At 71.1% G+C, this 21,983-nt stretch carries 22 protein-coding genes; 10 read left to right on the forward strand and 12 right to left on the reverse strand.

Annotated features, from left to right (window positions below):
* Window positions 1-60: 60 nt before the first annotated feature.
* The 5 genes from hypB to hypE are packed head-to-tail and all read left to right on the forward strand — an operon-like array spanning window position 61 to window position 5,627.
* Window positions 61-813: a hydrogenase nickel incorporation protein HypB gene (gene hypB, locus PBV52_RS42870; RefSeq protein ID WP_274246532.1), complete on the forward strand. Its 753-nt coding sequence runs from the start codon at window positions 61-63 to the stop codon at window positions 811-813.
* Window positions 810-3,140, forward strand: coding sequence for a carbamoyltransferase HypF (hypF, locus tag PBV52_RS42875; RefSeq protein WP_274246534.1), 2,331 nt, complete (start codon window positions 810-812; stop codon window positions 3,138-3,140). The genes hypB and hypF overlap by 4 nt, the downstream gene beginning before the upstream one ends.
* Window positions 3,141-3,143: 3 nt before the next feature.
* Window positions 3,144-3,425 (forward strand): HypC/HybG/HupF family hydrogenase formation chaperone, encoded by a 282-nt coding sequence (locus PBV52_RS42880; protein ID WP_037671093.1) that lies wholly within the window; start codon window positions 3,144-3,146, stop codon window positions 3,423-3,425.
* Window positions 3,422-4,564 (forward strand): hydrogenase formation protein HypD, encoded by a 1,143-nt coding sequence (gene hypD / locus PBV52_RS42885; protein ID WP_274246537.1) that lies wholly within the window; start codon window positions 3,422-3,424, stop codon window positions 4,562-4,564. Before PBV52_RS42880 ends, hypD begins: the two co-directional genes overlap by 4 nt.
* The gene (gene hypE, locus PBV52_RS42890) at window positions 4,557-5,627 is read left to right on the forward strand and encodes a hydrogenase expression/formation protein HypE (protein WP_274246539.1); all 1,071 of its coding nucleotides are present in this window, start codon (window positions 4,557-4,559) and stop codon (window positions 5,625-5,627) included. The genes hypD and hypE overlap by 8 nt, the downstream gene beginning before the upstream one ends.
* 65 nt (window positions 5,628-5,692) lie before the next feature.
* Here hypE and hypA read toward each other — a convergent pair whose 3' ends face one another.
* The 8 genes from hypA to PBV52_RS42930 form a co-directional block, all read right to left on the reverse strand.
* Window positions 5,693-6,031 carry a hydrogenase maturation nickel metallochaperone HypA gene (gene hypA, locus PBV52_RS42895; RefSeq protein ID WP_274246541.1) on the reverse strand — a complete coding sequence of 113 codons (339 nt, stop codon included), beginning with the start codon at window positions 6,029-6,031 and terminating at the stop codon, window positions 5,693-5,695.
* 7 nt (window positions 6,032-6,038) lie between these two features.
* Window positions 6,039-6,167 (reverse strand): hypothetical protein, encoded by a 129-nt coding sequence (locus PBV52_RS42900; protein ID WP_274246544.1) that lies wholly within the window; start codon window positions 6,165-6,167, stop codon window positions 6,039-6,041.
* Window positions 6,168-6,255: 88 nt separating this feature from the next.
* Entirely contained in the window at window positions 6,256-6,462 is a 207-nt protein-coding gene (locus PBV52_RS42905) for a hypothetical protein (protein ID WP_274246546.1), read from the reverse strand.
* A 44-nt stretch (window positions 6,463-6,506) separates the two neighbouring features.
* Window positions 6,507-7,103, reverse strand: coding sequence for a DUF5947 family protein (locus PBV52_RS42910; protein WP_274246548.1), 597 nt, complete (start codon window positions 7,101-7,103; stop codon window positions 6,507-6,509).
* Entirely contained in the window at window positions 7,100-7,654 is a 555-nt protein-coding gene (locus tag PBV52_RS42915) for a NifU family protein (RefSeq protein WP_274246550.1), read from the reverse strand. The genes PBV52_RS42910 and PBV52_RS42915 overlap by 4 nt, the downstream gene beginning before the upstream one ends.
* On the reverse strand, window positions 7,647-9,440 hold the full coding sequence (locus tag PBV52_RS42920; RefSeq protein ID WP_274246552.1) for a nickel-dependent hydrogenase large subunit: 1,794 nt from the start codon (window positions 9,438-9,440) through the stop codon (window positions 7,647-7,649). Before PBV52_RS42920 ends, PBV52_RS42915 begins: the two co-directional genes overlap by 8 nt.
* A 66-nt stretch (window positions 9,441-9,506) precedes the next feature.
* Window positions 9,507-10,595 carry a hydrogenase expression protein HypE gene (locus tag PBV52_RS42925; protein WP_274246555.1) on the reverse strand — a complete coding sequence of 363 codons (1,089 nt, stop codon included), beginning with the start codon at window positions 10,593-10,595 and terminating at the stop codon, window positions 9,507-9,509.
* A 1-nt stretch (window position 10,596) separates the two neighbouring features.
* A complete protein-coding gene (locus PBV52_RS42930; RefSeq protein ID WP_274246557.1) occupies window positions 10,597-12,219 on the reverse strand; it encodes a hypothetical protein in 1,623 nt (540 codons plus the stop codon).
* Between the two features lie 207 nt (window positions 12,220-12,426).
* Here PBV52_RS42930 and PBV52_RS42935 point away from each other — a divergent pair, with 207 nt between their 5' ends.
* Window positions 12,427-12,915 carry a tetratricopeptide repeat protein gene (locus PBV52_RS42935; protein WP_274246559.1) on the forward strand — a complete coding sequence of 163 codons (489 nt, stop codon included), beginning with the start codon at window positions 12,427-12,429 and terminating at the stop codon, window positions 12,913-12,915.
* 278 nt (window positions 12,916-13,193) lie between these two features.
* On the opposite strand, the gene PBV52_RS42940 is transcribed toward PBV52_RS42935, so the two are convergent.
* Window positions 13,194-13,925 (reverse strand): TetR/AcrR family transcriptional regulator, encoded by a 732-nt coding sequence (locus PBV52_RS42940; protein ID WP_274246561.1) that lies wholly within the window; start codon window positions 13,923-13,925, stop codon window positions 13,194-13,196.
* Between the two features lie 114 nt (window positions 13,926-14,039).
* Here PBV52_RS42940 and PBV52_RS42945 point away from each other — a divergent pair, with 114 nt between their 5' ends.
* The 3 genes from PBV52_RS42945 (at window position 14,040) to PBV52_RS42955 (ending at window position 17,289) form a co-directional block, all read left to right on the forward strand.
* Window positions 14,040-14,636, forward strand: coding sequence for an NADPH-dependent FMN reductase (locus PBV52_RS42945; RefSeq protein WP_274246562.1), 597 nt, complete (start codon window positions 14,040-14,042; stop codon window positions 14,634-14,636).
* Window positions 14,637-14,669: 33 nt separating this feature from the next.
* Complete coding sequence (locus tag PBV52_RS42950; protein WP_274246564.1) at window positions 14,670-16,202, forward strand: MDR family MFS transporter; 1,533 nt, start codon at window positions 14,670-14,672, stop codon at window positions 16,200-16,202.
* Between the two features lie 424 nt (window positions 16,203-16,626).
* Window positions 16,627-17,289, forward strand: a complete 663-nt coding sequence (locus PBV52_RS42955) for an NUDIX domain-containing protein (RefSeq protein WP_274246565.1) — start codon at window positions 16,627-16,629, stop codon at window positions 17,287-17,289.
* 28 nt (window positions 17,290-17,317) lie between these two features.
* Here the strand turns inward: PBV52_RS42955 and PBV52_RS42960 are convergent, their stop codons facing one another.
* Window positions 17,318-18,061 carry a TetR/AcrR family transcriptional regulator gene (locus tag PBV52_RS42960; protein ID WP_274246566.1) on the reverse strand — a complete coding sequence of 248 codons (744 nt, stop codon included), beginning with the start codon at window positions 18,059-18,061 and terminating at the stop codon, window positions 17,318-17,320.
* Window positions 18,062-18,200: 139 nt separating this feature from the next.
* Between PBV52_RS42960 and PBV52_RS42965 the strand changes: the two genes are divergently transcribed.
* Complete coding sequence (locus PBV52_RS42965) at window positions 18,201-20,027, forward strand: glycoside hydrolase family 15 protein (RefSeq protein WP_274246568.1); 1,827 nt, start codon at window positions 18,201-18,203, stop codon at window positions 20,025-20,027.
* On the opposite strand, the gene PBV52_RS42970 is transcribed toward PBV52_RS42965, so the two are convergent.
* Window positions 19,936-20,712, reverse strand: coding sequence for a class I SAM-dependent methyltransferase (locus PBV52_RS42970; RefSeq protein WP_274246570.1), 777 nt, complete (start codon window positions 20,710-20,712; stop codon window positions 19,936-19,938). The two genes, PBV52_RS42965 and PBV52_RS42970, sit on opposite strands and share 92 nt — an antisense overlap.
* 7 nt (window positions 20,713-20,719) lie before the next feature.
* Window positions 20,720-21,976, reverse strand: coding sequence for a pyridoxal phosphate-dependent aminotransferase family protein (locus PBV52_RS51490; RefSeq protein ID WP_306801467.1), 1,257 nt, complete (start codon window positions 21,974-21,976; stop codon window positions 20,720-20,722).
* Window positions 21,977-21,983 lie beyond the last annotated feature (7 nt).

Consider the following 21,983-nt stretch of genomic DNA (forward strand, 5'->3'; position numbering starts at 1 on the left):
GACCGGTTTGCGCGGTTTGCTCCCGATGCACAGCCGAGCCCGCCGCGAGGAGCAACGCCCATGTGCGAGTCCGTGGACGTCACCAAGGCCGTCCTGGCGAAGAACGACGGCCTGGCCGCGAGCCTGCGCGCCGAAATGGCCCGGCGCGCGGTGAGCGTCGTCAACCTGCTGTCCAGCCCGGGCAGCGGCAAGACGGAACTCCTCGGACGGGTGCTGGCCCGTGCGGTGGAGCGGGGCATCCCGGTGGCCGCGCTCACCGCCGACCTGGCGACGGAGAACGACGCCCGCCGACTCGCCCGTTCCGGAGCACCGGTGAAACAGCTGCTGACCGACGGGCTGTGCCACCTGGAGGCCCGGCAACTGCGCGGCCACGTGGAGAACTGGCTGCCCGAGGACACCGCGCTGCTCTTCGTGGAGAACGTCGGCAACCTCGTCTGCCCGGCCTCCTACGACCTCGGCGAGAGCCTGCGGATCGTGCTCATGGCGGTGACCGAAGGCGAGGACAAGCCGCTGAAGTACCCCACCGCCTTCGGCTCCGCCCATCTGGTGGTGCTCACCAAGACCGATCTGACCGAGCCCGCCGGCTTCGACGAGGCGGCCTTCGGCGCGCACGTGCAGCGGGTCAACCCCGGGGTGGAGATCGTACGGTCGTGCGCCCGCACCGGCGACGGCGTCGACACCGTCCTGGAACGGGTGCTCGCCGCGCGGGACGGAGCCCCCGTCCACCGGCCGCCCCTCGCGCCGCACCCCCACGGCCACGTCCATGAGCACGCGCCGGCGGATTCCGGCCTGGCGGCCGGCCCCGTCGCGTGACAGCGCCCACCACCACACGGGCGGTGCGCCGCCGCGTCACCGTGCGCGGCACGGTGCAGGGCGTGGGCTTCCGCCCGTACGTGCACCGCCTGGCCACCGACTTGATGCTGGCCGGGTTCGTGAGCAACACGGCGTACGGCGTGCTCATCGAGGTGGAGGGCACGGATGACGGCGTGGGCCGCTTCTGCGACCGGCTGGCCGCCGAGCCTCCGCCGCTGGCCGCCGTCACCGGCATCGGCGTCGAGGACGTGCCCGTCACGGGCGCCGACGACGCCTTCACGATCCGCTCCACCGAGCAGTCCCCGGGGCGCACCCTGCTCCCACCCGACACCGCGACCTGCGCCGACTGCCTGCGTGAGCTGGCCGACCCGGGCGACCGCCGGCACCGGCACCCCTTCGTCACCTGCACCCACTGCGGGCCCCGCTTCACCATCGCCACCGGGATGCCGTACGACCGGGCGGTCACGACCATGACCGGCTTCCCGATGTGTCCCGCCTGCGCCCGGGAGTACGGCGATCCCGGCGACCGCCGCTTCCACGCCCAGCCCGTGGCGTGCCCCGACTGCGGTCCCCGGCTGCGCCTGGTGCCCGCGGCCGGCAGCGGCATCCGCCCCGCCCGTGACGCCGGCGCGCTGACGGCGGCCCGGGAGCTGCTGGCCGCCGGACGGATCGTCGCCGTGAAGGGCCTCGGCGGCTACCACCTGGCGTGCGACGCCACCGACGCACGGGCCGTCGACGCACTGCGCACCCGCAAGGCCCGGGGCGGCAAGCCCTTCGCGGTGATGTGCGCGGACCTTGCCCACGCGGAGCGGCTCGCCGTGGTCTCCGCGGCCGAGCGCGCCGCCCTCACCGGTCCCCGGCGCCCCATCGTCCTGTTGCGCCGACGTTCGTCGAACCTCGCCTCCGGCGTGTGCCCCGGCAGCCCCCACCTCGGCGTGATGCTGCCCTACACCCCCGTACACACTCTGCTGTTCGGGCTGCCCGGCGATCGTCCGGGCCCGTGGGTGCTGGTCATGACCAGCGGCAACCGCTCGGGGGAGCCGATCGTCACGGATGACGAAGAGGCGCTCACGCGGCTGGCCGGACTGGCCGACGCCTGGCTCGCCCACGACCGTGCCGTCGCCTCGCCGTGCGACGACTCCCTGCTGCGCGTCCGCCCCGACGGAACCGAACAGGTGCTGCGCCGCTCACGCGGGTACGTACCCCGACCGCTGCGTCTGCCCGTTGCGGTACGCCCCGCCCTCGCGGTGGGCGGCGACCTGAAGAACGCGCCGTGCGTCGGCGAGGGCGATCACGCCTGGTTCGGCCCGCACATCGGCGACATGGGAGACCTGACCACCCTGGAGGCCGCGCGGCGGGCGGAGTCGCACCTGCGGCGTCTGACCGGCGTGAGCCCCGAACTCGTCGCCGCCGACCGGCACCCGGGCTACCACTCGTCGCGGTGGGCCCGGCAGCGCGCTCTCCAACTCCCCCCGGCCACGCCCGTGTTCGTCCAGCACCACCACGCGCACCTCGCCTCCACCATGGCCGAGCACGGCCTCGACGGCAGTACACCCGTGATCGGCGTCGCGTTCGACGGCACCGGTTACGGCGACGACGGCACCGTGTGGGGCGGCGAGATCCTGATCGCCGACTACACCGGCTACCGGCGCTTCGCCCACCTGACCCCCGCCCCGCTGCCCGGCGGTGACGCGGGGGTGGCCAACCCGTACCGTCTGGCGCTGGCGCGGCTGTGGGCCGCAGGCGTGCGGTGGGACCCGGACCTGCCCTGCGTCGCCGCCTGCGTGCCGCAGGAACTGGCGCTCCTGGAACGGCAGTTGAACCGCGGCCTGGTCTGCGTGCCGACCTCCAGCATGGGTCGGCTCTTCGACGCCGTGTCGTCCCTCGTGGGCGTCTGCCACCGTGCCGGATACGAGGCCCAGGCCGCCCTGGAGCTGGAGGCCGCGGCCGCTTCCGCCTGGGGTGCCGACGCCTCGGCGTACGCCTTCGGTGTCACCGCGGGCGCGTGCGATCCGGCGCCCGTGCTGAGCGCGATCGTCGCCGACCTGCGGCGCGGCACCCCGGCACCGGTGATGGCCGCGCGCTTCCACCGCGGCGTCGCCCGCGCCGTCGCGGAGATCTGCCGGCACGCACGCCGGGCCACCGGCCTGACCACCGCGGCCCTGAGCGGCGGTGTCTTCGCCAACGCGCTGCTGGAGGAGGAGTGCGCGGCGCTGCTCGCCCGCGACGGCTTCGCGGTCCTGCGCCACGGCGAAGTACCCCCGAACGACGGCGGGTTGGCCCTCGGCCAGCTGATGGTCGCGGCACACGAACGACAGAAGGAGTGACCCATGTGTCTGGCAGTGCCCGGCAAGGTCGTGGCCATCGATGACAGCGCGGATCCGCTCACCGGGCTGATCGACTTCGGTGGTGTGCAGAAGCAGGCATGTCTGGAGTACGTGCCCGAGGTGCGGGTGGGCGAGTACGTCATCGTGCACGTCGGGTTCGCGCTCCAGCGTCTGGACGAGGAGTCGGCTCTGGCCTCCCTGAAGCTCTTCGAGGAACTGGGGCTGCTGGAGGAGGAGTTCGGGGACGCCTGGGAGCAGGCGGCGAAGGAGGCGGGAACCGCATGAAATACATCGACGAGTTCAACGACCCGGATCTGGCCCGGCGGCTGCTGGACGAGATCAGCGCCACTGCCACCCGGCCATGGGCCCTGATGGAGGTGTGCGGCGGCCAGACCCACTCCATCATCCGGCACGGCATCGACCAACTGCTGCCCGAACAGGTGGAGTTGATCCACGGCCCCGGCTGCCCCGTCTGCGTCACCCCGCTGGAGGTCATCGACAAGGCACTGGAGATCGCCGCGCGACCCGGGGTGATCTTCTGCTCCTTCGGCGACATGCTCCGCGTCCCGGGCACCGACCGCGACCTGTTCCGGGTCAAGGGCGAGGGCGGCGACGTACGCGTGGTCTACTCACCGCTCGACGCCCTGGAGCTGGCCCGCCGCAACCCGGACCGAGAAGTGGTGTTCTTCGCCATCGGCTTCGAGACCACCGCCCCCGCCAACGCGATGGCCGTGCACCAGGCCCGCCGCCTGAGCCTGACCAACTTCAGCCTGCTGGTGTCCCATGTGCGGGTGCCCCCGGCCATCGAGGCCATCATGACGGCCCCCGCCTGCCGGGTGCAGGGCTTCCTGGCCGCCGGACATGTGTGCAGCGTGATGGGCACGGCCGAGTACCCCGAACTCGCCGAGCGCTTCCGCGTACCGCTCGTGGTGACCGGCTTCGAACCGCTGGACATCCTCGAGGGCATCCGCCGGGCGGTGCGCCAACTGGAGCGCGGTGAGCACCGGGTGGAGAACGCGTACGAGCGTGCCGTACGCGCGGACGGCAACCCGGCCGCCGTACGCATGATCGAGGAGGTGTTCGAGGTCACCGACCGGAACTGGCGCGGCATCGGGCTCATCCCGCTGAGCGGCTGGCGGCTGACCGAGGCGTTCCGCGCGTACGACGCCGAGCACCGCTTCGACGTCACCGACATCCGCACCGAAGAGCCCGCCGAATGCCGCGCCGGCGAGGTGCTGCAGGGGCTGATCAAGCCGACCGAGTGCGCCGCGTTCGGCACCACCTGCACCCCGCGTACCCCGCTCGGCGCGACCATGGTCTCCAGCGAGGGCGCCTGCGCCGCCTACTACCTGTACCGCCGGATGAACGGCCCGACGGCGCAGGCCGGCCAGGCCCCCCGCGAGGAGATGAACCCCGTTGCCTGAACTCGCCGACACGACCGTCGACCCCGCGAACTGGACCTGCCCCGCCCCGCTGCGCGACCAGCCCCTCGTGGTGATGGGACACGGCGGAGGCGGCGCCCTGTCCGCCGAGCTGATGGAGCAGATCTTCGCCCCCGCCTACGGCAACCCCACCCTCGCCGCGCTCGCCGACTCCGCCGTCCTCGAACTGGGCGGCGCCCGGCTGGCGTTCTCCACCGACGCCTACGTGGTCAGGCCGCTGTTCTTCCCCGGTGGCAGCCTCGGCGACCTCGCGGTCAACGGCACCGTCAACGACCTGGCGATGAGCGGTGCCCGGCCCGCCTACCTGTCCGCCGCCTTCGTCCTGGAAGAGGGCGTGGAGCTGACCGTCGTCGAGCGGATCGCGCGCACCATGGGGACCGCGGCCGAGGCGGCCGGGGTCGTCGTGGCCACGGGCGACACCAAGGTGGTGGAATCCGGGCACGGCGACGGCGTGTACGTCACCACCGCCGGGGTGGGACTCGTCCCCGAGGGCGTGGACATCCGGCCCCAGCGTGCGCGGCCCGGTGACGCCGTCATCGTCAGCGGGCCGATCGGCCTGCACGGCGTGGCGATCATGAGCGTGCGCGAGGGGCTGGAGTTCGGCGTCGAGATCGCCAGCGACACCGCGCCGCTGGCGGACCTGGTGGCGGCGATGCTCGCGGTCACCCCGGACGTCCATGTGCTGCGCGACCCCACCCGGGGCGGTCTGGCCGCGTCCCTCAACGAGATCGCCCGGGCCTCGGGAACGGGCGTCCGGTTGCGCGAGCGGGCCATCCCGGTGCCGGACGCCGTCGCGAACGCCTGCGGCTTCCTGGGGCTCGACCCCCTCTACGTCGCCAACGAGGGCCGGCTCGTCGCGTTCGTGCCCCCTTCGGCGGCGGAGGAGGTCCTCGCGGCCATGCGCGCCCACCCGCAGGGCACCGGCGCCACGCTGATCGGGGAGTGCGTCGCCGAGCACCCCGGCATGGTCGTGGTCGCCACCGGCCTCGGCGGGACCCGGGTGGTGGACCTGCCGCTCGGTGAGCAGCTACCGCGGATCTGCTGATCCGTGCACACCAGGGCCCCGCCGGAGCAGCGAGCTGCGGCGGGGCCTGCGCTGTGTCAGCCGTGTCAGTCGATCCCGATGATCTCCAGTTCCCGGCCACTGCGCAGCTCGGTGGAGGGCTGGTCGCAGCGCGGGCACCAGAAGAACGGCGGCATGCCCACCGGGAACTCCTTGGCGCACGGGCCGCAGTAGGCCTGCGCGGGGACCTCCTCGACCACGAGCCGGGCGGCAGCGAGAGGGGTGCCGTCACGGGCCACCTCGAAGGCGAAGTCCAGCGCGTCGGGGACGACTCCCGCCAGCTCGCCGACCCGGACGGTCACCGCCGAGACGGTGTCCGTCCCGTCCGCCCGGGCGAGTTCGTCGGCCCGCTCGATGATCGCCGTCGCGATCGACAACTCGTGCACGACCGGCTCACGGGTAGCGGCGGCCCGCGCGCAGGCCGCCGGCCATCCGCCAGATCCGCATCTCGCGCCGCAGGCTCGGGAGCTCCCGGACGAACAGTGCCACGGCCACGGCACCCGCCAGAGCGGCCTCGGCCATCAGCACCCGTTGCCCCGTCCTCCCGGCTTCCGCGACAGCCGTTCTCCCTGCTGGTTGGACCTTCATTCAGACGACTCCCTGTCGTTCCTCATCCCGGCGGGATGTTCGGCATGACGTCCAGGAGAGCGTCGTGCCGCTTCCAATGGATCCCGGTGGAGCGGCGTGCGTCGGCGGTGCCGTCCTTGTGGTGCCCTTTCTGCTGCTCGTACGGCCCTCTGTTGCCCTGGTGCATACCGCGCACATGCCCGGTCGAGTCGGGCTTGGCCTGCCGTCGGCCGACCCTGATGCTGCCCATGGGGTGCTCTCCTTCCTCGCCTCCGTGCCACGGAGGGCTCGGGTTCACGGACGCTCGGTGAGGTCCTCGAAGAACCGCTCGACGGCCGGCCAGACCCGGCCGCCGCCGGACAGGCCCTGCCATTCCCGGCGTACGACGGCGACCATCCGGTAGCAGTCGTCGACGGGCACGATCCAGTGGTGGTCGAGGCCGTGCACGGTGTTCACGAGCAGGGCCTCCACGTCCGGTGCGATGGAGGCCAGCTGCGGACACGCCGCGACCATCCGCTGCCAGGCCGCCGCGTCCACCTCCCATCGCATGGCCCCGGCCGGGCTCGGGCCCTCGGCGGTGACCGTGCCGTCGGCCCGGGGCACGAAGAAGACCAGGCCCACGGGCACGCCCAGGACCTCAGTGTCCACCCGGGGGAGCCGGATCCGCCTGCGGGGAACGAGCCGGTGGCGCCCCTCGCCCGCACCGCTGTCGGCGAACAGCACCGAGCAGGGGCCGCAGGCACAGCGCACCTGCTCCTCCCCGGTGTCGTACAGGTGAGCGTGCTCGTCGGGCACCGGCGCGGCGCACAGGTCGCACCGCTCCGCGTCGGCCGCCACGGTCAGGTCGGCCGAGGAGCGGATGAGGCGGGCCAGGGCTCCGTCCATGGTCACCGCGCACCTCGGCGGGTCAGCGTGGTCAGGGGTACGAATGCCGGAGCGGCGCTCTGCACCGGCTCCACGGCGGTGAGCTCCGGCGCGACGGCGAGCACTGCCTCCCGGACCACGGCGGTGACGTCGGCCGACCCTCCGCCGCACCCGGAACCGCAACCGCCGCCCGCCGTCAGCCGGACCTGGCCCACTTCACCCTGCACGCCCGCCCACTCCACGTCGCCGCCGCGTTCCCGCACCGCGGGCCGCAGCCGTTCGACCGCGCGGGCCGCCCGGCGCTCGACGGGCTCCGGGTGGATGGCGTGCAGCACCAGCAGATGCCCCAACAGCTCGTCGTCGGCGAGGCGTTCGGCCAGCTGCCCGTCCGCGAGGTCCATGACCCGGGCCAGCGCCTCGCCGTAGACCTCGGTGAGCAGCCGTACGGACTCCACGGCGGAGCGGGTGATGGGGCCCGGGGCGGCCTCGAGGCCTTCCAGCAGCTCGTCGAGCCGGGCCAGCCGGGCCTCGACGGCCGGGTCCGCGAGCCGCCCGGCGGGGGCCCCGGCCTCAGCCATGGTTCGCTCCGTACGTCGGCGAGTGCAGGGTGGTCAGCGTCCTGCCCTTGCCGACGTACATGTGCACCCCGCACGGCAGACACGGGTCGAAGCTGCGGACGGTGCGCATGATGTCGACGCCCTTGAAGTCGTCCGGGCCGTTCTCCTCGAAGATCGGCTGCCCCTGGACGGCGTCCTCGTACGGGCCGGGGGTGCCGAACTTGTCGCGGGGGCTGGCGTTCCACGGGGTGGGCGGGTACGGGTGGTAGTTGGCGATCTTCTTGTCCTTGATCACCAGGTGGTGGGAGAGGACACCGCGCACCGCCTCGTGGAAGCCGCAGCCGATCGCCTCGTCCGGCACCTCGAAGTTCTCGAACACCTTGGTGTCGCCGGCCCGCACCAGCCCCATGGCCTCTTCCAGGAACTGCAGGGCCATGGCGGCCGCGTAGGCGACGAAGTACGGCCGGGCGCGGTCCCGTTCGATGGTGTTGCTCCACTTCGGGATGCGCCACTCCAGGGTGGTCTCCGGCAGCGTCTCGCCCTTGGGCAGCGAGATGCGCACGCTGTGGCCGGTGGCCTTGATGTACGGGGTTTCGACCAGGCCGCTCAGCGCGGTCGACCACAGCCGGGCGAGCGGGCCGCCGCCGGTGTCCAGGGCGAGGTGGTCCCCGGTGCGCCCGTCGAGCCAGCGCGGGCTCATCACCCAGCTGTACTTGCCGTCGAAGTCGCGCTTCTGCGGCACCGGGACGGTGGTCTGGTTCCACGGGTGGCGCATGTCGACCGGGTTGCCGAGCGGGTCGTGGGTGACGAAGGGCTCCTCGCCCACCCAGTCCTCGTAGTAGGAGCTGCCCAGCATGATGCGCAGGCCGAGGTTGATGTCGACGAGGTCGTTGGTGACCAGCTCGCCGTCGACGACGACGCCCGGGGTGACGTACATCGCCCTGCCCCACCGGTTCATGTTCTCGTAGCGGTAGTCGACGACGTCGGGGTCCTGGAAGGCGCCCCAGCAGCCCAGCAGGATGCGGCGCCGGCCGACCTCCTCGTAGCCGGGCAGCGCCTCGTAGAAGAAGTCGAAGACGTCGTCGTTCATCGCGACGGCCTTCTTGACGAAGTCGATGACCCGCATGAGCCGGCTGAGGTAGTCGGTGAAGACGGTCGGCTGCGGCAGCGTGCCGACGCCACCGGGGTAGAGCGTGGAGGGGTGGACGTGCCGCCCCTCCATCAGGCAGAACATCTCACGGGTGACCCGGCTGACCTTCAGGGCCTCCTTGTAGACCTCGCCCTCGAACGGGTTGAACGCCTTCATGATGTCGGCGATCGTGCGGTAGCCGTGGATGTCCCCGCGGGGCGCGTCGGTGCGTTCGGCGCGGGCCAGCAGACCGGGGTTGGTGGCCTTGACCATCGCCTCGCAGAAGTCCACGAACACCAGGTTGTCCTGGAAGATCGTGTGGTCGAACATGTACTCGGCCGCTTCGCCGAGGTTGACGATGTGCTCGGCCAGCCGGGGCGGCTTGACGCCGTAGGCCATCTGCTGGGCGTAGTCGGAGCAGGTGGTGTGGTTGTCGCCGCAGATGCCGCAGATGCGCGAGGTGATGAAGCCCGCGTCCCGGGGGTCCTTGCCCTTCATGAACACCGAGTAGCCGCGGAAGAGCGACGAGGTGCTGTGGCACTCCACGACTTCCCGGTTGGCGAAGTCGATCTTCGTGTAGATGCCCAGGTTGCCGATGATCCGGGTGATCGGATCCCAGGACATGTCCACGATCTGCGCCGGCTTGCGTCCCGTGGGCCGGGCCTCGGTTGTGGTCATCGCTGTTACTGCCCCTCGCTGTCGGTCGGTGTCCGTAGGTCCCCGGTGGGGTGGGTGTCGCGCGGTTCAGGGCCGCCAGTGCGGGTCGTAACCGCTGGTGAGCTTCCGCTTGTTGTGGCGCCATCTGGGCTCGTGGTTGACCAGCTCGTTGGTGAAGCCGCGCAGGCGGCGGATGACGGCGCCGTACGGCTTGATGGCGATCGACGACAGCGTTCCGCCGGGCGGCTCGTCCATGAACGGCATGAACGCGTCGGGGAAGCCGGGCATGGTGCAGCCGATGCAGATGCCGCCGACGTTCGGGCAGCCGCCGATGCCGGCCATCCAGCCGCGCTTGGGCACGTTGCAGTTGACCACCGGACCCCAACAGCCCGTCTTGACCAGGCACTTGGGGGAGTTGTAGTCACCGGCGAAGCTGGCCTGCTCGTAGTACGAGCCACGGTCGCAGCCCTCGTGGACCGTCTTCCCGAACAGCCACTGCGGGCGCAGCATGTGGTCCAGCGGCGGCGGGGGAGCGGAGCCGGCCGCGTGGTAGAGGACCCAGATCAGGGTCTCCATGAAGTTCTCGGGCTGGATCGGGCAGCCCGGCACGTTCACCACGGGCAGCCCGCCCTGTGACCTGAAGTCCCAGCCCAGATAGTCGGCGAGGCCCATGCATCCGGTCGGGTTGCCGGCCATCGCGTGGATGCCGCCGAAGGTGGCGCAGGTGCCGGCGGCCACCACCGCCCAGGCCTTGGGGGCCAGTTCGTCGATCCAGTGGTTCAGGGTCTGCGGCTCACCGGTCTCCGGGTCGTTGCCGAAGGACGTCCAGTAGCCGTCGCCCTCGATGACGTTCTGGTTGGGGACCGAACCCTCGATGACGAGGATGAACGGGGCCAGGTCACCGCGGGCCGCCGCCCGGTAGGGAGCGAGGAAGTCCTCGCCGCCCAGGCTCGGGGAGAGCACCTTGTTGACCAGGTTCACCTTCGGCAGGCCCGGGATCAGACCGAGCACCAGATCCTCAATGGAGGGCTGGTCGGCGGCCGTCAGGGAGACGGTGTCGCCGTCGCAGCTCATGCCCTCGGAGATCCAGAGGATGTGGATCTCGTCGAAGCCCTGCCGGTCCTCGCCGCGGCTGGGTTCGCCGCTGACCTCGGTGGTGCCGCTGTGGGTTGTCATGTCATCGGCCTCCGCTGTGGGGGGTGTCGGAGTCGGTCGGCTCCAGTGGTTCGAGTTCGTCGGGCCGGAAGTAGTGGAAGCGGCCGTACCAGGCGTGCAGTTCGGTCGCGGGGTCGTCGTCGACGGTGACGGCGAGGTGCGTGCTCCCGTCCACGTCGTGGAAGACGGCGGCCACCTGGGCGGTCCGGCCGACCAGGAACATGTCCTGGGCGTCGGCCCCCCGGCCCCGGGGGCGCAGCCGCACGCGGCTGCCTCCTGCGACGGGCACGCCGCCGACGAGCACGGTGTCGGTGCTCGGGCACAGCCCGGCGTCGGCGCCCTCGTGCCACCAGGCGGGTCGTTCGGGGGTGGGGGTGACAGGTGGGTCGGGGTGTTGGGCGGCGGGGGTGGAAGGTGGGAGGGGGCCTTCGGCGGCCGGGGGGACAGACGAGGGGGGTCCTTCGGCGGCCGGGGCGGCAGGTGAGGGAGGACCTTCGGCGGCCGGGGTGACTGGCGTCAGGGAGCGGACGGCGCCGTGCAGGCGCGCGAAGACCTCCGGGGGCATGGTGTCGACGCGGTCGAGGATCGCGGCGGCCCGCGGGTCGGTGGCGCGCGCTTCGCTCTTCTCCTCGTCCGTCAGCAGCATCGTGCGCAGCGTGAGGATCTCGTCGATCTCCGCCGCGTCGTGGAGATCCCCCGGGCTCTCCGGGGCCACCTGCGGATGGTCGGGGAGGATGATCGGCGAGGCGAGCAGAAGGTCTCCGGTGGCGCCGGCGCCGGTCTCCTCAGCGGGCGGTTCCCCACCGAGAACGGGAAAGGCGAACTCGTTCCGGCACGCGCGCGCGTGCTCCTCCAGCGGTGCGGGCGGATCGATCAGCGAGACGAACTCCACGCCCTGACCGGCGATGAGCGTGTGCGTGGCGATGAGGGCACCGCGCAGGGCCTCGTCGCGGGGGGTGTGCGGCTCGGGCGCGGGCCCCGTGTTCGCGGTGAGGACCCGGAGCCGGTACACGCCCTCCGAGTGCCGCTCGGCCGTGAGCGTGGTGTGCGCCCGTACCTCCTCGCGCCGCCGTACGACCCGTCCGGCGCCCCGGGGCAACGGCTCGATGTCCGTGCCGGCTGCCGCTCCCACCGCGGCGGTGCGTTCACCCGTCAGCAGGTCGTCCAGGGGGACGGCGAGGTCGACCTCGCGCGGTACCGCCTCGTCGAAGGTCAGATGGGCCACGCCGTCGTCCGTCCGAAGCGACGCGACCGCACGGTGGCCGCCGTCCCGGCCGGCCGCCTCCACCTGCTTGTGCTGCATCTGCAGGTACCGCACCCTCACCCGTACGACAGCGCCGGGCCCTCGGACGCGCAGCAGACACTCGGTCTGCTGGTACCAGGAGTCCGCGGAGCCGGACACGCCCGGGACCACGGGGCCGGCCGCCTCCACCCAGTCGCGGGGGAAGAGCACCCCGAACTGCCACCTGACGCGGTTCTTGGTCGACGACCGACGGTAGGGGTAGAGGAGGTAGCCCTCGTAGAGGACGGCGTCGGCGACGGCGCTCAGCTGCTGGAAGCCGCTGCGGGACAGGTCCGGTGGCAGGTCCTCGCCGCCCCTCGGGACAGCACACGGCGCGCAGCCCTCGATCAGGCCGTCCGACATTCCGCCTCCTCGGATCCGTTTGCGCGCCCATCCCTTCCACCAAGGTCACATCGCTAACAGACCCGCGCCTCCTCCGGACCAGCAGCGCTGAGCCGTTCAGGTGGCCCAGGCGAGGCAGTGGGAGCAGCGGGCAGCCAGGCTCTCGCCTCCGATCATGAGCATGGTCAGTCGGTGAACGGGGATGGAGCGGGGTTGGGGGGTGCCTCTATGTCCTTCGTCAAACCTGAGCTGGTCCGTTCGCTGATCGCCTGCCTCTGTTCGGTGGTCGGCCGGACAATGAACGGCTCACGTTGTTCCGCTGAGATCAAGGACGCCGAGGTGGCTTACCAGACTGCCTGGGTCCATGACGTGCTCGGCCTGGAGGCGGAGGCTGTCCCCTTCTATGTAGGCAGTCTCGGTAAATCAGGGCTGTCGCAAGAGGACCGCCGCGGAGCTCTCCTCGGCCTCGGCAGCACCTACCGGACACTCGGCCGGCACACCCAGGCGGTCGACACCCTCCGCCAAGGCGCGGCCGAGTTTCCCGATGACGGTGCCCTGCAGACCTTCCTCGCCATGGCCCTGTTCAACACCAACCAGCACCACGAAGCCATGCAAATCCTGCTCAAGCTACTCGCCACCACCAGCGAGGACCCTTACGTGCGCCAGTACCGGCGGGCCATCGAGACATACGCCCAAGACCTCAACGACACCGTCTGAGCCGACTGAGCCGACTGATTCGCCCCTCCCGCCGCAGTACTCGGTAATGAGAACACTCAGGTAGAGGGGAGAGACCGCCGGTTGGCGCCCGGTCATACCGGCTCATTGCCCCACTCGCACTCACTGCCAGGGCGCAGGTCAGGGCGCCAGGCCGAGGGTCAGTGCAGGCTTGCCCTCCTCGGAACGCTCGTCCGAGGGGGGTCTTGTCTTGGCGACAGAACATCATGCGGCGGAGGGCCCCGCCCCCGTTGGATCCCCTCATCCGGGCGCGGGGAAGTTCAGATGCCGAGGCGCTCCGCGATGCCTTCGAGCACGCAGTCGAGGCCGAACTCGAACGCCCAGGTGTGGTCGTCCTTGCGCGCCGCCCCCACGGCGTAACGCTCGTAGGTCGGGTAACGGCCCGTGCTCATCAGGTAGTTCATCTGCGGGGCGAGCGCCTGTCGGGTCTCGTCACCGCCGGCCCAGCCGTGCCGCTCCTGGTACTCGCGCAGGACGATCTCGGCCTGGGTCGAGCCGTGCACGTAGGAGTTGACGGTCCTAAAGGCAGCCATCATCGAGTCGGCATCCAGGTCGCACGCGGCGAGCGCCGCCAACTGCCGTTCGGCCACGGCCATCCGCGACGGCGTGAGCGAGATCAGCGGAATGGATCCCATCCATGGGTGCGCCAGCATCAACTCCCGCGTCTGCAGGGCGAAGGAGCGCAGCACCTCCCGCCAGCCTGCCGCGTCGTCCGGCACGGCCAGCTGCCGGGAGACCCGGTCGATCATGAGCGCCCAGAGGTCGTCCTTGCCTGCCACATGCCGGTAGGCCGCCATGGGGGCGACGCCGAGCTTCGTGGCGAGACGGCGCATGGTGACGGCGGCGGCGCCTTCCTCGTCGGCGATCTCGACTGCGGCGGCGGCGATCCGCTCCAGGCTCAGTGAGGCTCGGGGTGCGGAGGCGGGCCGCTCCATGCGCTCCCAGACAGAGGGCTCCACACCCTTGCTCTCGTCCTGCTTCCGCGCCGCCATGGCACAGCTCCTCATCGCCGATGTCGCGTACAGCGTATCTCCAGTAGACGGTGTACACATCGATGTGTACGTTGTACTCATTCGGATACAACGTACACAACCAGGGGGTCCGCCATGCCTGCCACAATCGCGCCACTCCGCGTCGCCGTACTCGTCGGCTCCACCCGCGAGGGCCGCTTCGGGCCCGTCGTGACGAAGTGGCTCAGCGGCCACCTGGAGCAGCGCCACGACATGCGCGCCGATGTCGTCGACCTCGCGGAGACCCCGCTGCCGACGGTGTTCCCGGCCTTCGGCCAGCAGTCGCCGCCCGGCACCGAGGAGGCGCTTGCCCTGGTGACGCCGCGGCTCGCCGCCGCCGATGCGTTCGTGTTCGTCACGCCCGAGTACAACCACAGCTATCCGGCACCCCTCAAGAACGCCATTGACTGGCACAACGAGCAGTGGCACGGCAAGCCGGTCGCGTTCGTCTCGTACGGGGGTCTGTCGGGCGGTCTGCGCGCGGTGGAGCATCTGCGGGTCGTCATGGCCGAGCTGAATGCCACGACCATCCGCAACACGGTCAGCTTCCACGAAGCCTGGAGCCGATTCGACGAGTCCGGCGCTGTCAGGGACCCGGCCGCCGACACCGCCGCGAAGGCGCTGCTCGATCAGCTGGCCTGGTGGGGCCACGCCTTGCGTGCCGCCAAGGCCCTTCGCTCGTACGTCGCCTGAGCCGGCCCCGAAACCGTCAGGGACTTCGACTTCATGAAGCAACGTGCGGACGACAAGCACCCCGGAACCACCACACCGGACGAGAGCGATGCCCCGCCTTCCCAACTCGTCATCCTCGGCCTGCTGCTCGGCATCGTGCTCGCCACGCTCGACGGCACCGTCGTCGGCACCGCACTGCCCACCATCGTCGGCGACCTGGGCGGTCTCGACCAGCTGTCCTGGGTGCTCACCGCCTATCTGCTCACCATGGCCGTCTCCACACCGATATGGGGCAAGCTCGGCGATCTGTACGGCCGCAAGGGCAGCTACCTCGCATCCATCACGGTCTTCCTCGTCGGCTCCGTACTGTGCGGACTCGCCCAGGACATGGGGCAGTTGATCGCCTTCCGCGCGCTGCAGGGCGTCGGCGCAGGCGGCCTGTTCGTGGGAGCTCTCTCACTCATCGGCACGCTGCTCGCTCCGGCGGAGGCCGGGCGCGCCCAGTCGCTCATCGGGGTGCTGCTGCCTGCCGCGACGATCGGCGGGCCGCTGATCGGCGGCTTCCTCACCGACCAGTGGGACTGGCGATGGGTGTTCTACGTCAATGTGCCGGTCGGCGTCATGGCGCTCGCCCTGATCGGCTTCGGGGTGCGACTGCGCGGCGAACGCGTCAGGGCGCGGATCGACCTCGCCGGCGCGGGGCTGCTGACCGTTGCGATCCTCGCCCTGACACTGCTAGCGAGCTGGGCAGGAACGACGTACGCCTGGACATCACCGCAGATCATCGGACTCGGCCTGGTGTCCGTGGCGACGCTCGCCGCCTTCGTACGTGTGGAGCGGAGCGCCCCGGAGCCGGTGATCCCGCCCCGGCTGTTCCGCGACCGCAACTTCACGGTGGCGCAGGTCCTCAGCTTCGTCACGGGTGCGGCCATGCTGGCGGCCGCGAGCTATCTGCCGCAGTACATGCAGTTCGTGCAGGGCATGTCGTCCACGGAGAGCGGACTGCTGCTCATCCCGCTGATGCTCGGCATGATCGGCGCGCAGCTCGCCATCGGGCGGCGGGTGAGCGACGGCGGCCGCTACCGCCGCTACCCGATCGCGGGCGGCGCGCTGACCACGGTGGGTGCCCTGGCCCTGCTGACGCTCCGCACCGGCACGACCGCGAGTGCGGCCTCCGGCCTGGCGTTCGTGCTCGGCGTGGGGATCGGCTGCCTGATGCAGCCGACGATGCTGATCACGATGAACAGCGCCGAACCGCGCGACATGGGCGCGGCCAGCGGCACCCAGACACTGCTGCGCACCATCGGCGGCTCGCTCGGCGTCGCAGTCCTCGGTTCCGTCTATACGAACCGTCTCGCCGCCGCCGTCACGGACCGGCTCGGCGCCGACGGGCAGCGACTGACCGGCGGGGAGCTCACTCCCGCGCTGCTGCGGGACCTGCCCGGCCCGGTCCAGGACGCGTTCCGGGCCGGCGTCGTCGACGGCCTGCACGGTGTCGCGCTCGGCACGGCAGCACTGGGCGCTGTGGCGTTCGCGGTGTCCTGGCTGATCCGGGAGGTCCCGCTGCGGGGCAGGCAGTCTTCCTAGGCAATGGCCACCGCACAAGCGGCGCGGAGGACCGTGGCTCTGAGCCGCACGAACCCTGAACGGTAGTCACGTCGAACGCCTGGCAGTCGGTCACCTGCGACTTGGATCCGGCTGGCCATGCGGGGGACCAAGCGGAGAGTCTCGGGGGACGCCGGGGGGGCGATGCGAACGATTCCCATGACGAAGGCACTGCTGGGTCTGCAACACCCCGGACAACGACCACGACGGCACGGTCACCTCGCGCCTGAGGACCGTCTACAAGGGCGGCGGGAACGTCACCACCAGGTCGTTCAGTGCCTTCGACGAGCCGTTGGACGTCCGGCCGCCCGCGTCGGCGCAGATGGTGGACGAGGCCGACATCGAGGACTGAAGGATGGTAGAAGCGGACCATGACCAACTCGCCCATCCATCAGGCCGGTGCCCGATGACCGCCGGCATCGACACCCCCGACCGCCGTGGCCGCACCGGACTCGACCAGGCCGGCCGGGACCTGACCGGCAACCCCCGGGTCAAGGTGCGGGACGTGCAGCTCCTGTCCAGCCACTGGTACGTCGAGCGCACGACGACCTTCGACTTCCAGCAAGCCGACGGAACCTGGAGCACCCAGCAGCGCGAGACGCACGACCGCGGCAACGGGGCGACCATGCTGCTGTACGACGCCGAACGCGAAACCGTCCTGCTCACCCGCCAGTTCCGCTTCCCGGTGTACGTCAACGGCCACCCCGACGGGATGCTCGTCGAGACGCCGGGCGGGCTGCTCGACGACGAGGACGAGCACCCGGAGATCGCGGTGCGGCGTGAGGTGGTGGAGGAGACCGGGCACACCATCGGCGAGGTCCGGCACGTCTTCGACGTCTATATGAGCCCGGGCTCGGTCACCGAACGCGTCAGCTTCTACGCCGCCGCCTACGGCCCCTCGACCCGCACCCACGAGGGCGGCGGCCTGGACGAGGAGGGCGAGGACATCGAGATCGTCGAACTGCCCTTCCGCCGGGCCCTGGCGATGATCCGCACCGGGGAGATCGCCGACGCCAAGACGATCATGCTGCTGCAATGGGCGGCGCTGGAGGGCCCGTTCGCCGGCTGACCGCTTCCCGCCGAACGCCCCCGCTTTCTCACTCCGCGTCGACGAAACGGTCGATCACCGCGTCCACCCCGGCGGCCAGGCCCTCCGGCCCGCCCCGCTCGGCGAGGGCCGGGGCGATCGCTCGGAGCGTGGGCAGCTCCTGGGGCGGCATGCGGTGCAGGCCGAGACGGAAGGCGGGATCCGGCTCGTCGGGGTTGTCGACCATGGCCCGCAGTTCCACGGCCACGTATCCGAGGACCCACGCGGTGAAGGCGTGGAAGACGGCGACGGTACGCTCCTCGTCGAGCCCTGCCCCACGGAGCAGCGCGAGCACCCGCTCATGGTCTCTGAGGACCGCCGCCGGCCTGCGGGCCAGCGGAACCGCCATCATGCGCGTGGCGATCAGCGGCACAACCTGAGGGTGAGCGAAGCAGACCTCGTAAGTGATCAGGGCGATGCGGTGAAGGTCGGCCCGCCACTCGGGTCCCTGGGCACCAGAGCCCTCGGCCAGTGCCGCACTTTCGGGGGACGCCGGGGCGAGACGGTCCTCCAGTTCCAGGTAGAGGGCCTCGACCAGCCCGTCCAGGAGCGCGTCCTTGCTGGACGCGTAGCGGTACAGGGCCATGGCCTCGACGCCGAGTTCGGATCCCAGGCGACGCATGCTCAAGGCGGAGAGACCTTCGCGATCAACCAGATCCAGGGCGGCGGCAAGCACCCGCTCCCGACTGAGCCTGCCGTGCCGCCCGCGGTCACTCGCACGCCTGGCCGGGCCGGTTTCGGGGTCCTTCTCCATGGGCCTTCTCCTTACCGCTTACCGCTTACCGCTTACCGCTCGACCCGATGACTTGCGGGTGACGCCATCCGTATACAACGTAAACGTATGCGCTGTATCCTGGAAGTGCGGCAAAGCGCACGACGGCGTAATCCCGATCATGAGTTCCCCCATCGAGGATTACGCCCTCCTCAGTGACCTGGAAACCGCCGCCATGGTGGGCAGGGACGGGTCCATCGACTGGTTGTGCCTGCCTCGGTTCGACTCTCCCGCGTGCCTGGCCGCCTTGCTGGGCACTCAAGCCAACGGTTTCTGGCGGGTGGCTCCGCGTACGGGCGGGCGCTGTACGCGCCGGGCCTACCGGCAGGACACACTGGCCCTGGAAACCGAGTGGCGCAGCGGGGGCGACACGGTTCGGGTCACGGACTTCATGCCTCCGCGTACGCAGTTGCCGTGCGTGGTCCGCGTCGTCGAGGGCGTGTCGGGTTCCGTGCCCATGCGCAGTGAACTGCGGCTGCGGTTCCACCAGGGCCGGGTCGTGCCGTGGGTCCGGGACGCCGAGGCCGGTACGGTCGCGGTCGCCGGCCCGGACGCCGTCTGGCTGCACGCCGACGGGCCGGTGTGCGTACCCGATCGGCAGGACCCCACCGTGCTCGACTTCACGGTCCCCGCCGGTCAGCGGCTGGCCCTCACGCTCGTGTGGTCGCCTTCGCACCTGCCCGGGGCGCCCGCATCACTGTCCGTTCCGGCGGAGACCGCGCTGAAGGAGACGAGTGACTTCTGGCGGGCCTGGACCGCCCGGTGCCGCTACGAGGGACCCTGGCGGGACGCGGTCGTGCGGTCGCTCATCACCCTCAAGGCGCTCACCTACGCCCCGACGGGCGGCATCGTCGCGGCACCGACCACCTCGCTCCCCGGGTGCATCGGAGGGGAACGCAACTGGGACCACCGGTTCTGCTGGCTGCGCGACTCCACCCTGACCCTTTCCTGCCTGCTGCGCAGCGGCTACCGCGACGAGGCCACGGCATGGCTGAACTGGCTGATGCGGGCCATCGCGGGCGACCCCGCCCACCTCCAGACCGTGTACGGCGTCGGGGGACAGCGGCTCCTGCACGAGACCGAGGCACCCTGGTTGCCCGGCTACGAGCGATCGCAGCCGGTCCGGTTCGGGAACTCGGCGGAGAGCCAGTTCCAGCTCGACGTGTACGGCGAGGTCCTGGACGCTCTCTGCCTGTCGCTGCGGGCGGGGATACCCATGCCCGCCCGGGTGTGGAGCGTGGTGGAGGCGCTGATGAGCCACCTTGTCCGGCACTGGCGCGAACCCGATCAGGGACTGTGGCAGGTACGTGGTCCGGGGCGGCAGTTCGTCCATTCCAAGGTCATGGCCTGGGTGGCCGCCGACCGGGCGCTGCGCATGGGGGAGTCGCTCGGCCGCAATGGATCCTCGGGCCAGTGGCGGGCTCTGCGGGACGAGGTGCACCGGGAGGTCTGCCGGGAGGGGTGGGACGCGCGGCAGGGCTCCTTCGTGCAGTCCTACGGCTCCTCGGCCCTGGACGCCTCGACCCTGCTGATGCCCAGGCTCGGCTTCCTGTCGGCCCGGGACGAGCGAGTGCGCGGCACCGTTCGGGCCGTACAGCGGCTGAACCACGGCGGGTTCGTCCGGCGGTACGGCCCAGCCGGCCACGGCGTGCACGATGTGGACGGCATGCGCGGCCCCGAGGGCACGTTCGTCGCGTGCACCCTGTGGTATGCAGACGCCCTCGCCGCCATCGGGCATCCCCGGCAGGCCCGGGAGGTCTTCGAACGGGCCCTCGCCATCCGTAACGACGTCGGTCTGCTCGCCGAGCAGTGGGACCCGGACGCAGGCCGCCAACTGGGCAACGCACCACAGGCGTTCAGCCACATCGCCTTGGTGGAGACGGCGTTCGCCCTGTCATCAGGACCATCCCCGAGTCGCCGTAGTCCGGGAGAGTCGGGTCGGCGTTGATCCGGGTCACCGAGAGCCGCTCGGTCAGCGGCGCGAACACCTCCCGGACGGCGTCCGGGTCCACCGGGCAGCCCGGCCAGCGTGAGGCACGGCCGATGCGGTACGTGGGCATGTTCTCCATGAACGCGGCCACGAGATACCCGCCCGGGACGACGCAGTGGGCGAAGAGGCGGCAGAACTCGGTGAACTCCGTGAAGTCCTCGGTCGCGCCCTCGGCCACGAAGTGCATCGAGGCGAGACCGTACATGCCGGGCGGCAGGGCCCGGACGTCACCGTGCACGACACGTACCCGAGACAGTGCCTCCGGGAGGGAAGCCGGAAGGCTCGGGACATTCCGCCTGCACAGCGCGTAGAAGGGCTGCCAGCTGGCGTCGGGGCCGAGGTGGAGCTGCCCGGTCAGATAGGCGACGTTGGCCGCACCCGCCTCCACGGCGTCGACGCGGCGGCCGGCGGAGGCGGCCAGCATGAGCGGGTACAGGTTGGGTCCGGCACCGAACTCCACGGACCGTGCGATGCTCCCGGGCACCAACTCCCGGAACAGCCCCGCGTGGTGGGCGATGACCGCCGCGTCGGACGGGTGCAGCTCGCGGTAGTTCTCGGCGAGGTAGTCCTGGACGGGCCAGCTGTCCCAGTCCACGTCGTCGTTGCGGACCGGCACGGCACCCGGGGCCTTGGACGTAGGCATGCCTGGCTCACCTCCTGCGCCTCAGGACGCGGTGCTCGGCCAGCAGACTCAGCGTGTCGTTGAGCCGGTCGATGTCCTCGTCGGAGTTGAGCGCCGTGACCTGGATCCGGAAGCCGACCCGGTCGCGGGGGACAAGGGGATAGGCCGCGAGGGTCACGTAGATGCCGCGATCCCACAGGAAGCGGGCGACCGCTTCCAGATCGGCCGCGTCGGCGAGCGGGATCTCCACGATCGGGAACTCGCGGACACTCGGGGTGGCCAGGCCGAGGCCGCGCACATGCCGGAGGACCCACGCGGTCTTGCGGTACAGGTCGGCGCGGATCGCGTCCCCACGGCGGTCGTTGACCGTCAGACCGGCGAGCGCCGTGGCCAGGGACGCCGTCGGCGAGGGACCGGAGTAGAGATAGGGGCCGGCGGCGGTCTTCAGGTGGTCCTTGAGCCGGGAGGGCAGGGCGAGGAAGGCCAGCAGCGACGAGTACGCCTTGGAGAAACCGCCGACGAGGACGATGCCGTCGTAGGTCTCACCCGTGTGCCGGACGACGCTGTTGCCGCGCGATCCGTACGGGCAGGGCTCGGCTGCTGTCCGCTCCCCGATGACACCGAAACCGTGAGTGTCGTCCACGTACAGCGTCGCGCCACGGTCCCGGCAGATCCCGGCCAGTACCGGAAGGTCGGGAATGTTCCCGCTCATGCTGTCGACACCGTCCAGGCAGACCAGCCGGGGCCCGTCGCACGGCAGGGCCCGCAGCGCAGCGTCCAACTCCTCGGGCCGCTCGGCGCTGAAGCGCTGCACACGCGCGCCCTGGCCCCGGGCCGACACACAGCCGTCGTACACCGTTTTGTGCGCCCTGGCCTCGACGAAGACGTGGCCCGCACCGGCGAGGACCGGGATCACCGAGGCGTGGATGAGGGTGGCGGTGGGCAGCAGCAGCGTGTCCGGTGCGCCGAGCAGTGCGGCGAGCCGTTCCTCGATGTCCGTGTAGAGCCGTGGGCTGCCCAGCAGCCGCGACCAGCTGGGGTGCGTCCCCCACCGCCGTACGGCCGGCTCGATCTGGTCCATGATCTCGGGATCCCAGTCGAAGCCCAGGTAGTTGCAGGACGCGAAGTCGATCAGCCAGTGGTCGCCGCTGCGGATGTGCCGGCCGCGCACCTCGTCCAGCACGGCGTCGCTCATGGGGCAGGTCCGCCGCAGGTGGTCGAGGTCGTCCAACCGTGGGTCACGCCGGTCTCCCGGGACTTCGACGTGGGTGCCGATCGTGCGCATGGTGGCG

The sequence above is a fragment of the Streptomyces sp. T12 genome (assembly GCF_028736035.1).
In the GTDB taxonomy this organism is placed as follows: Bacteria; Actinomycetota; Actinomycetes; order Streptomycetales; family Streptomycetaceae; genus Streptomyces.

Bases quoted from the DNA above. Each gene is read 5' to 3' on its own strand.
- hypB (WP_274246532.1), top strand. From the start codon at position 61: ATGTGCGAGTCCGTGGACGTCACCAAGGCCGTCCTGGCGAAGAACGAC.
- PBV52_RS42880 (WP_037671093.1), top strand. From the start codon at position 3,144: ATGTGTCTGGCAGTGCCCGGCAAGGTCGTGGCCATCGATGACAGCGCG.
- hypD (WP_274246537.1), top strand. From the start codon at position 3,422: ATGAAATACATCGACGAGTTCAACGACCCGGATCTGGCCCGGCGGCTG.
- PBV52_RS42900 (WP_274246544.1), bottom strand. From the start codon at position 6,167: ATGGCCGAGGCCGCTCTGGCGGGTGCCGTGGCCGTGGCACTGTTCGTC.
- PBV52_RS42905 (WP_274246546.1), bottom strand. From the start codon at position 6,462: ATGGGCAGCATCAGGGTCGGCCGACGGCAGGCCAAGCCCGACTCGACC.
- PBV52_RS42915 (WP_274246550.1), bottom strand. From the start codon at position 7,654: ATGGCTGAGGCCGGGGCCCCCGCCGGGCGGCTCGCGGACCCGGCCGTC.
- PBV52_RS42920 (WP_274246552.1), bottom strand. From the start codon at position 9,440: ATGACCACAACCGAGGCCCGGCCCACGGGACGCAAGCCGGCGCAGATC.
- PBV52_RS42925 (WP_274246555.1), bottom strand. From the start codon at position 10,595: ATGACAACCCACAGCGGCACCACCGAGGTCAGCGGCGAACCCAGCCGC.
- PBV52_RS42930 (WP_274246557.1), bottom strand. From the start codon at position 12,219: ATGTCGGACGGCCTGATCGAGGGCTGCGCGCCGTGTGCTGTCCCGAGG.
- PBV52_RS42935 (WP_274246559.1), top strand. From the start codon at position 12,427: ATGTCCTTCGTCAAACCTGAGCTGGTCCGTTCGCTGATCGCCTGCCTC.
- PBV52_RS42940 (WP_274246561.1), bottom strand. From the start codon at position 13,925: ATGGCGGCGCGGAAGCAGGACGAGAGCAAGGGTGTGGAGCCCTCTGTC.
- PBV52_RS42945 (WP_274246562.1), top strand. From the start codon at position 14,040: ATGCCTGCCACAATCGCGCCACTCCGCGTCGCCGTACTCGTCGGCTCC.
- PBV52_RS42950 (WP_274246564.1), top strand. From the start codon at position 14,670: ATGAAGCAACGTGCGGACGACAAGCACCCCGGAACCACCACACCGGAC.
- PBV52_RS42955 (WP_274246565.1), top strand. From the start codon at position 16,627: ATGACCGCCGGCATCGACACCCCCGACCGCCGTGGCCGCACCGGACTC.
- PBV52_RS42960 (WP_274246566.1), bottom strand. From the start codon at position 18,061: ATGGAGAAGGACCCCGAAACCGGCCCGGCCAGGCGTGCGAGTGACCGC.
- PBV52_RS42965 (WP_274246568.1), top strand. From the start codon at position 18,201: ATGAGTTCCCCCATCGAGGATTACGCCCTCCTCAGTGACCTGGAAACC.
- PBV52_RS42970 (WP_274246570.1), bottom strand. From the start codon at position 20,712: ATGCCTACGTCCAAGGCCCCGGGTGCCGTGCCGGTCCGCAACGACGAC.
- PBV52_RS51490 (WP_306801467.1), bottom strand. From the start codon at position 21,976: ATGCGCACGATCGGCACCCACGTCGAAGTCCCGGGAGACCGGCGTGAC.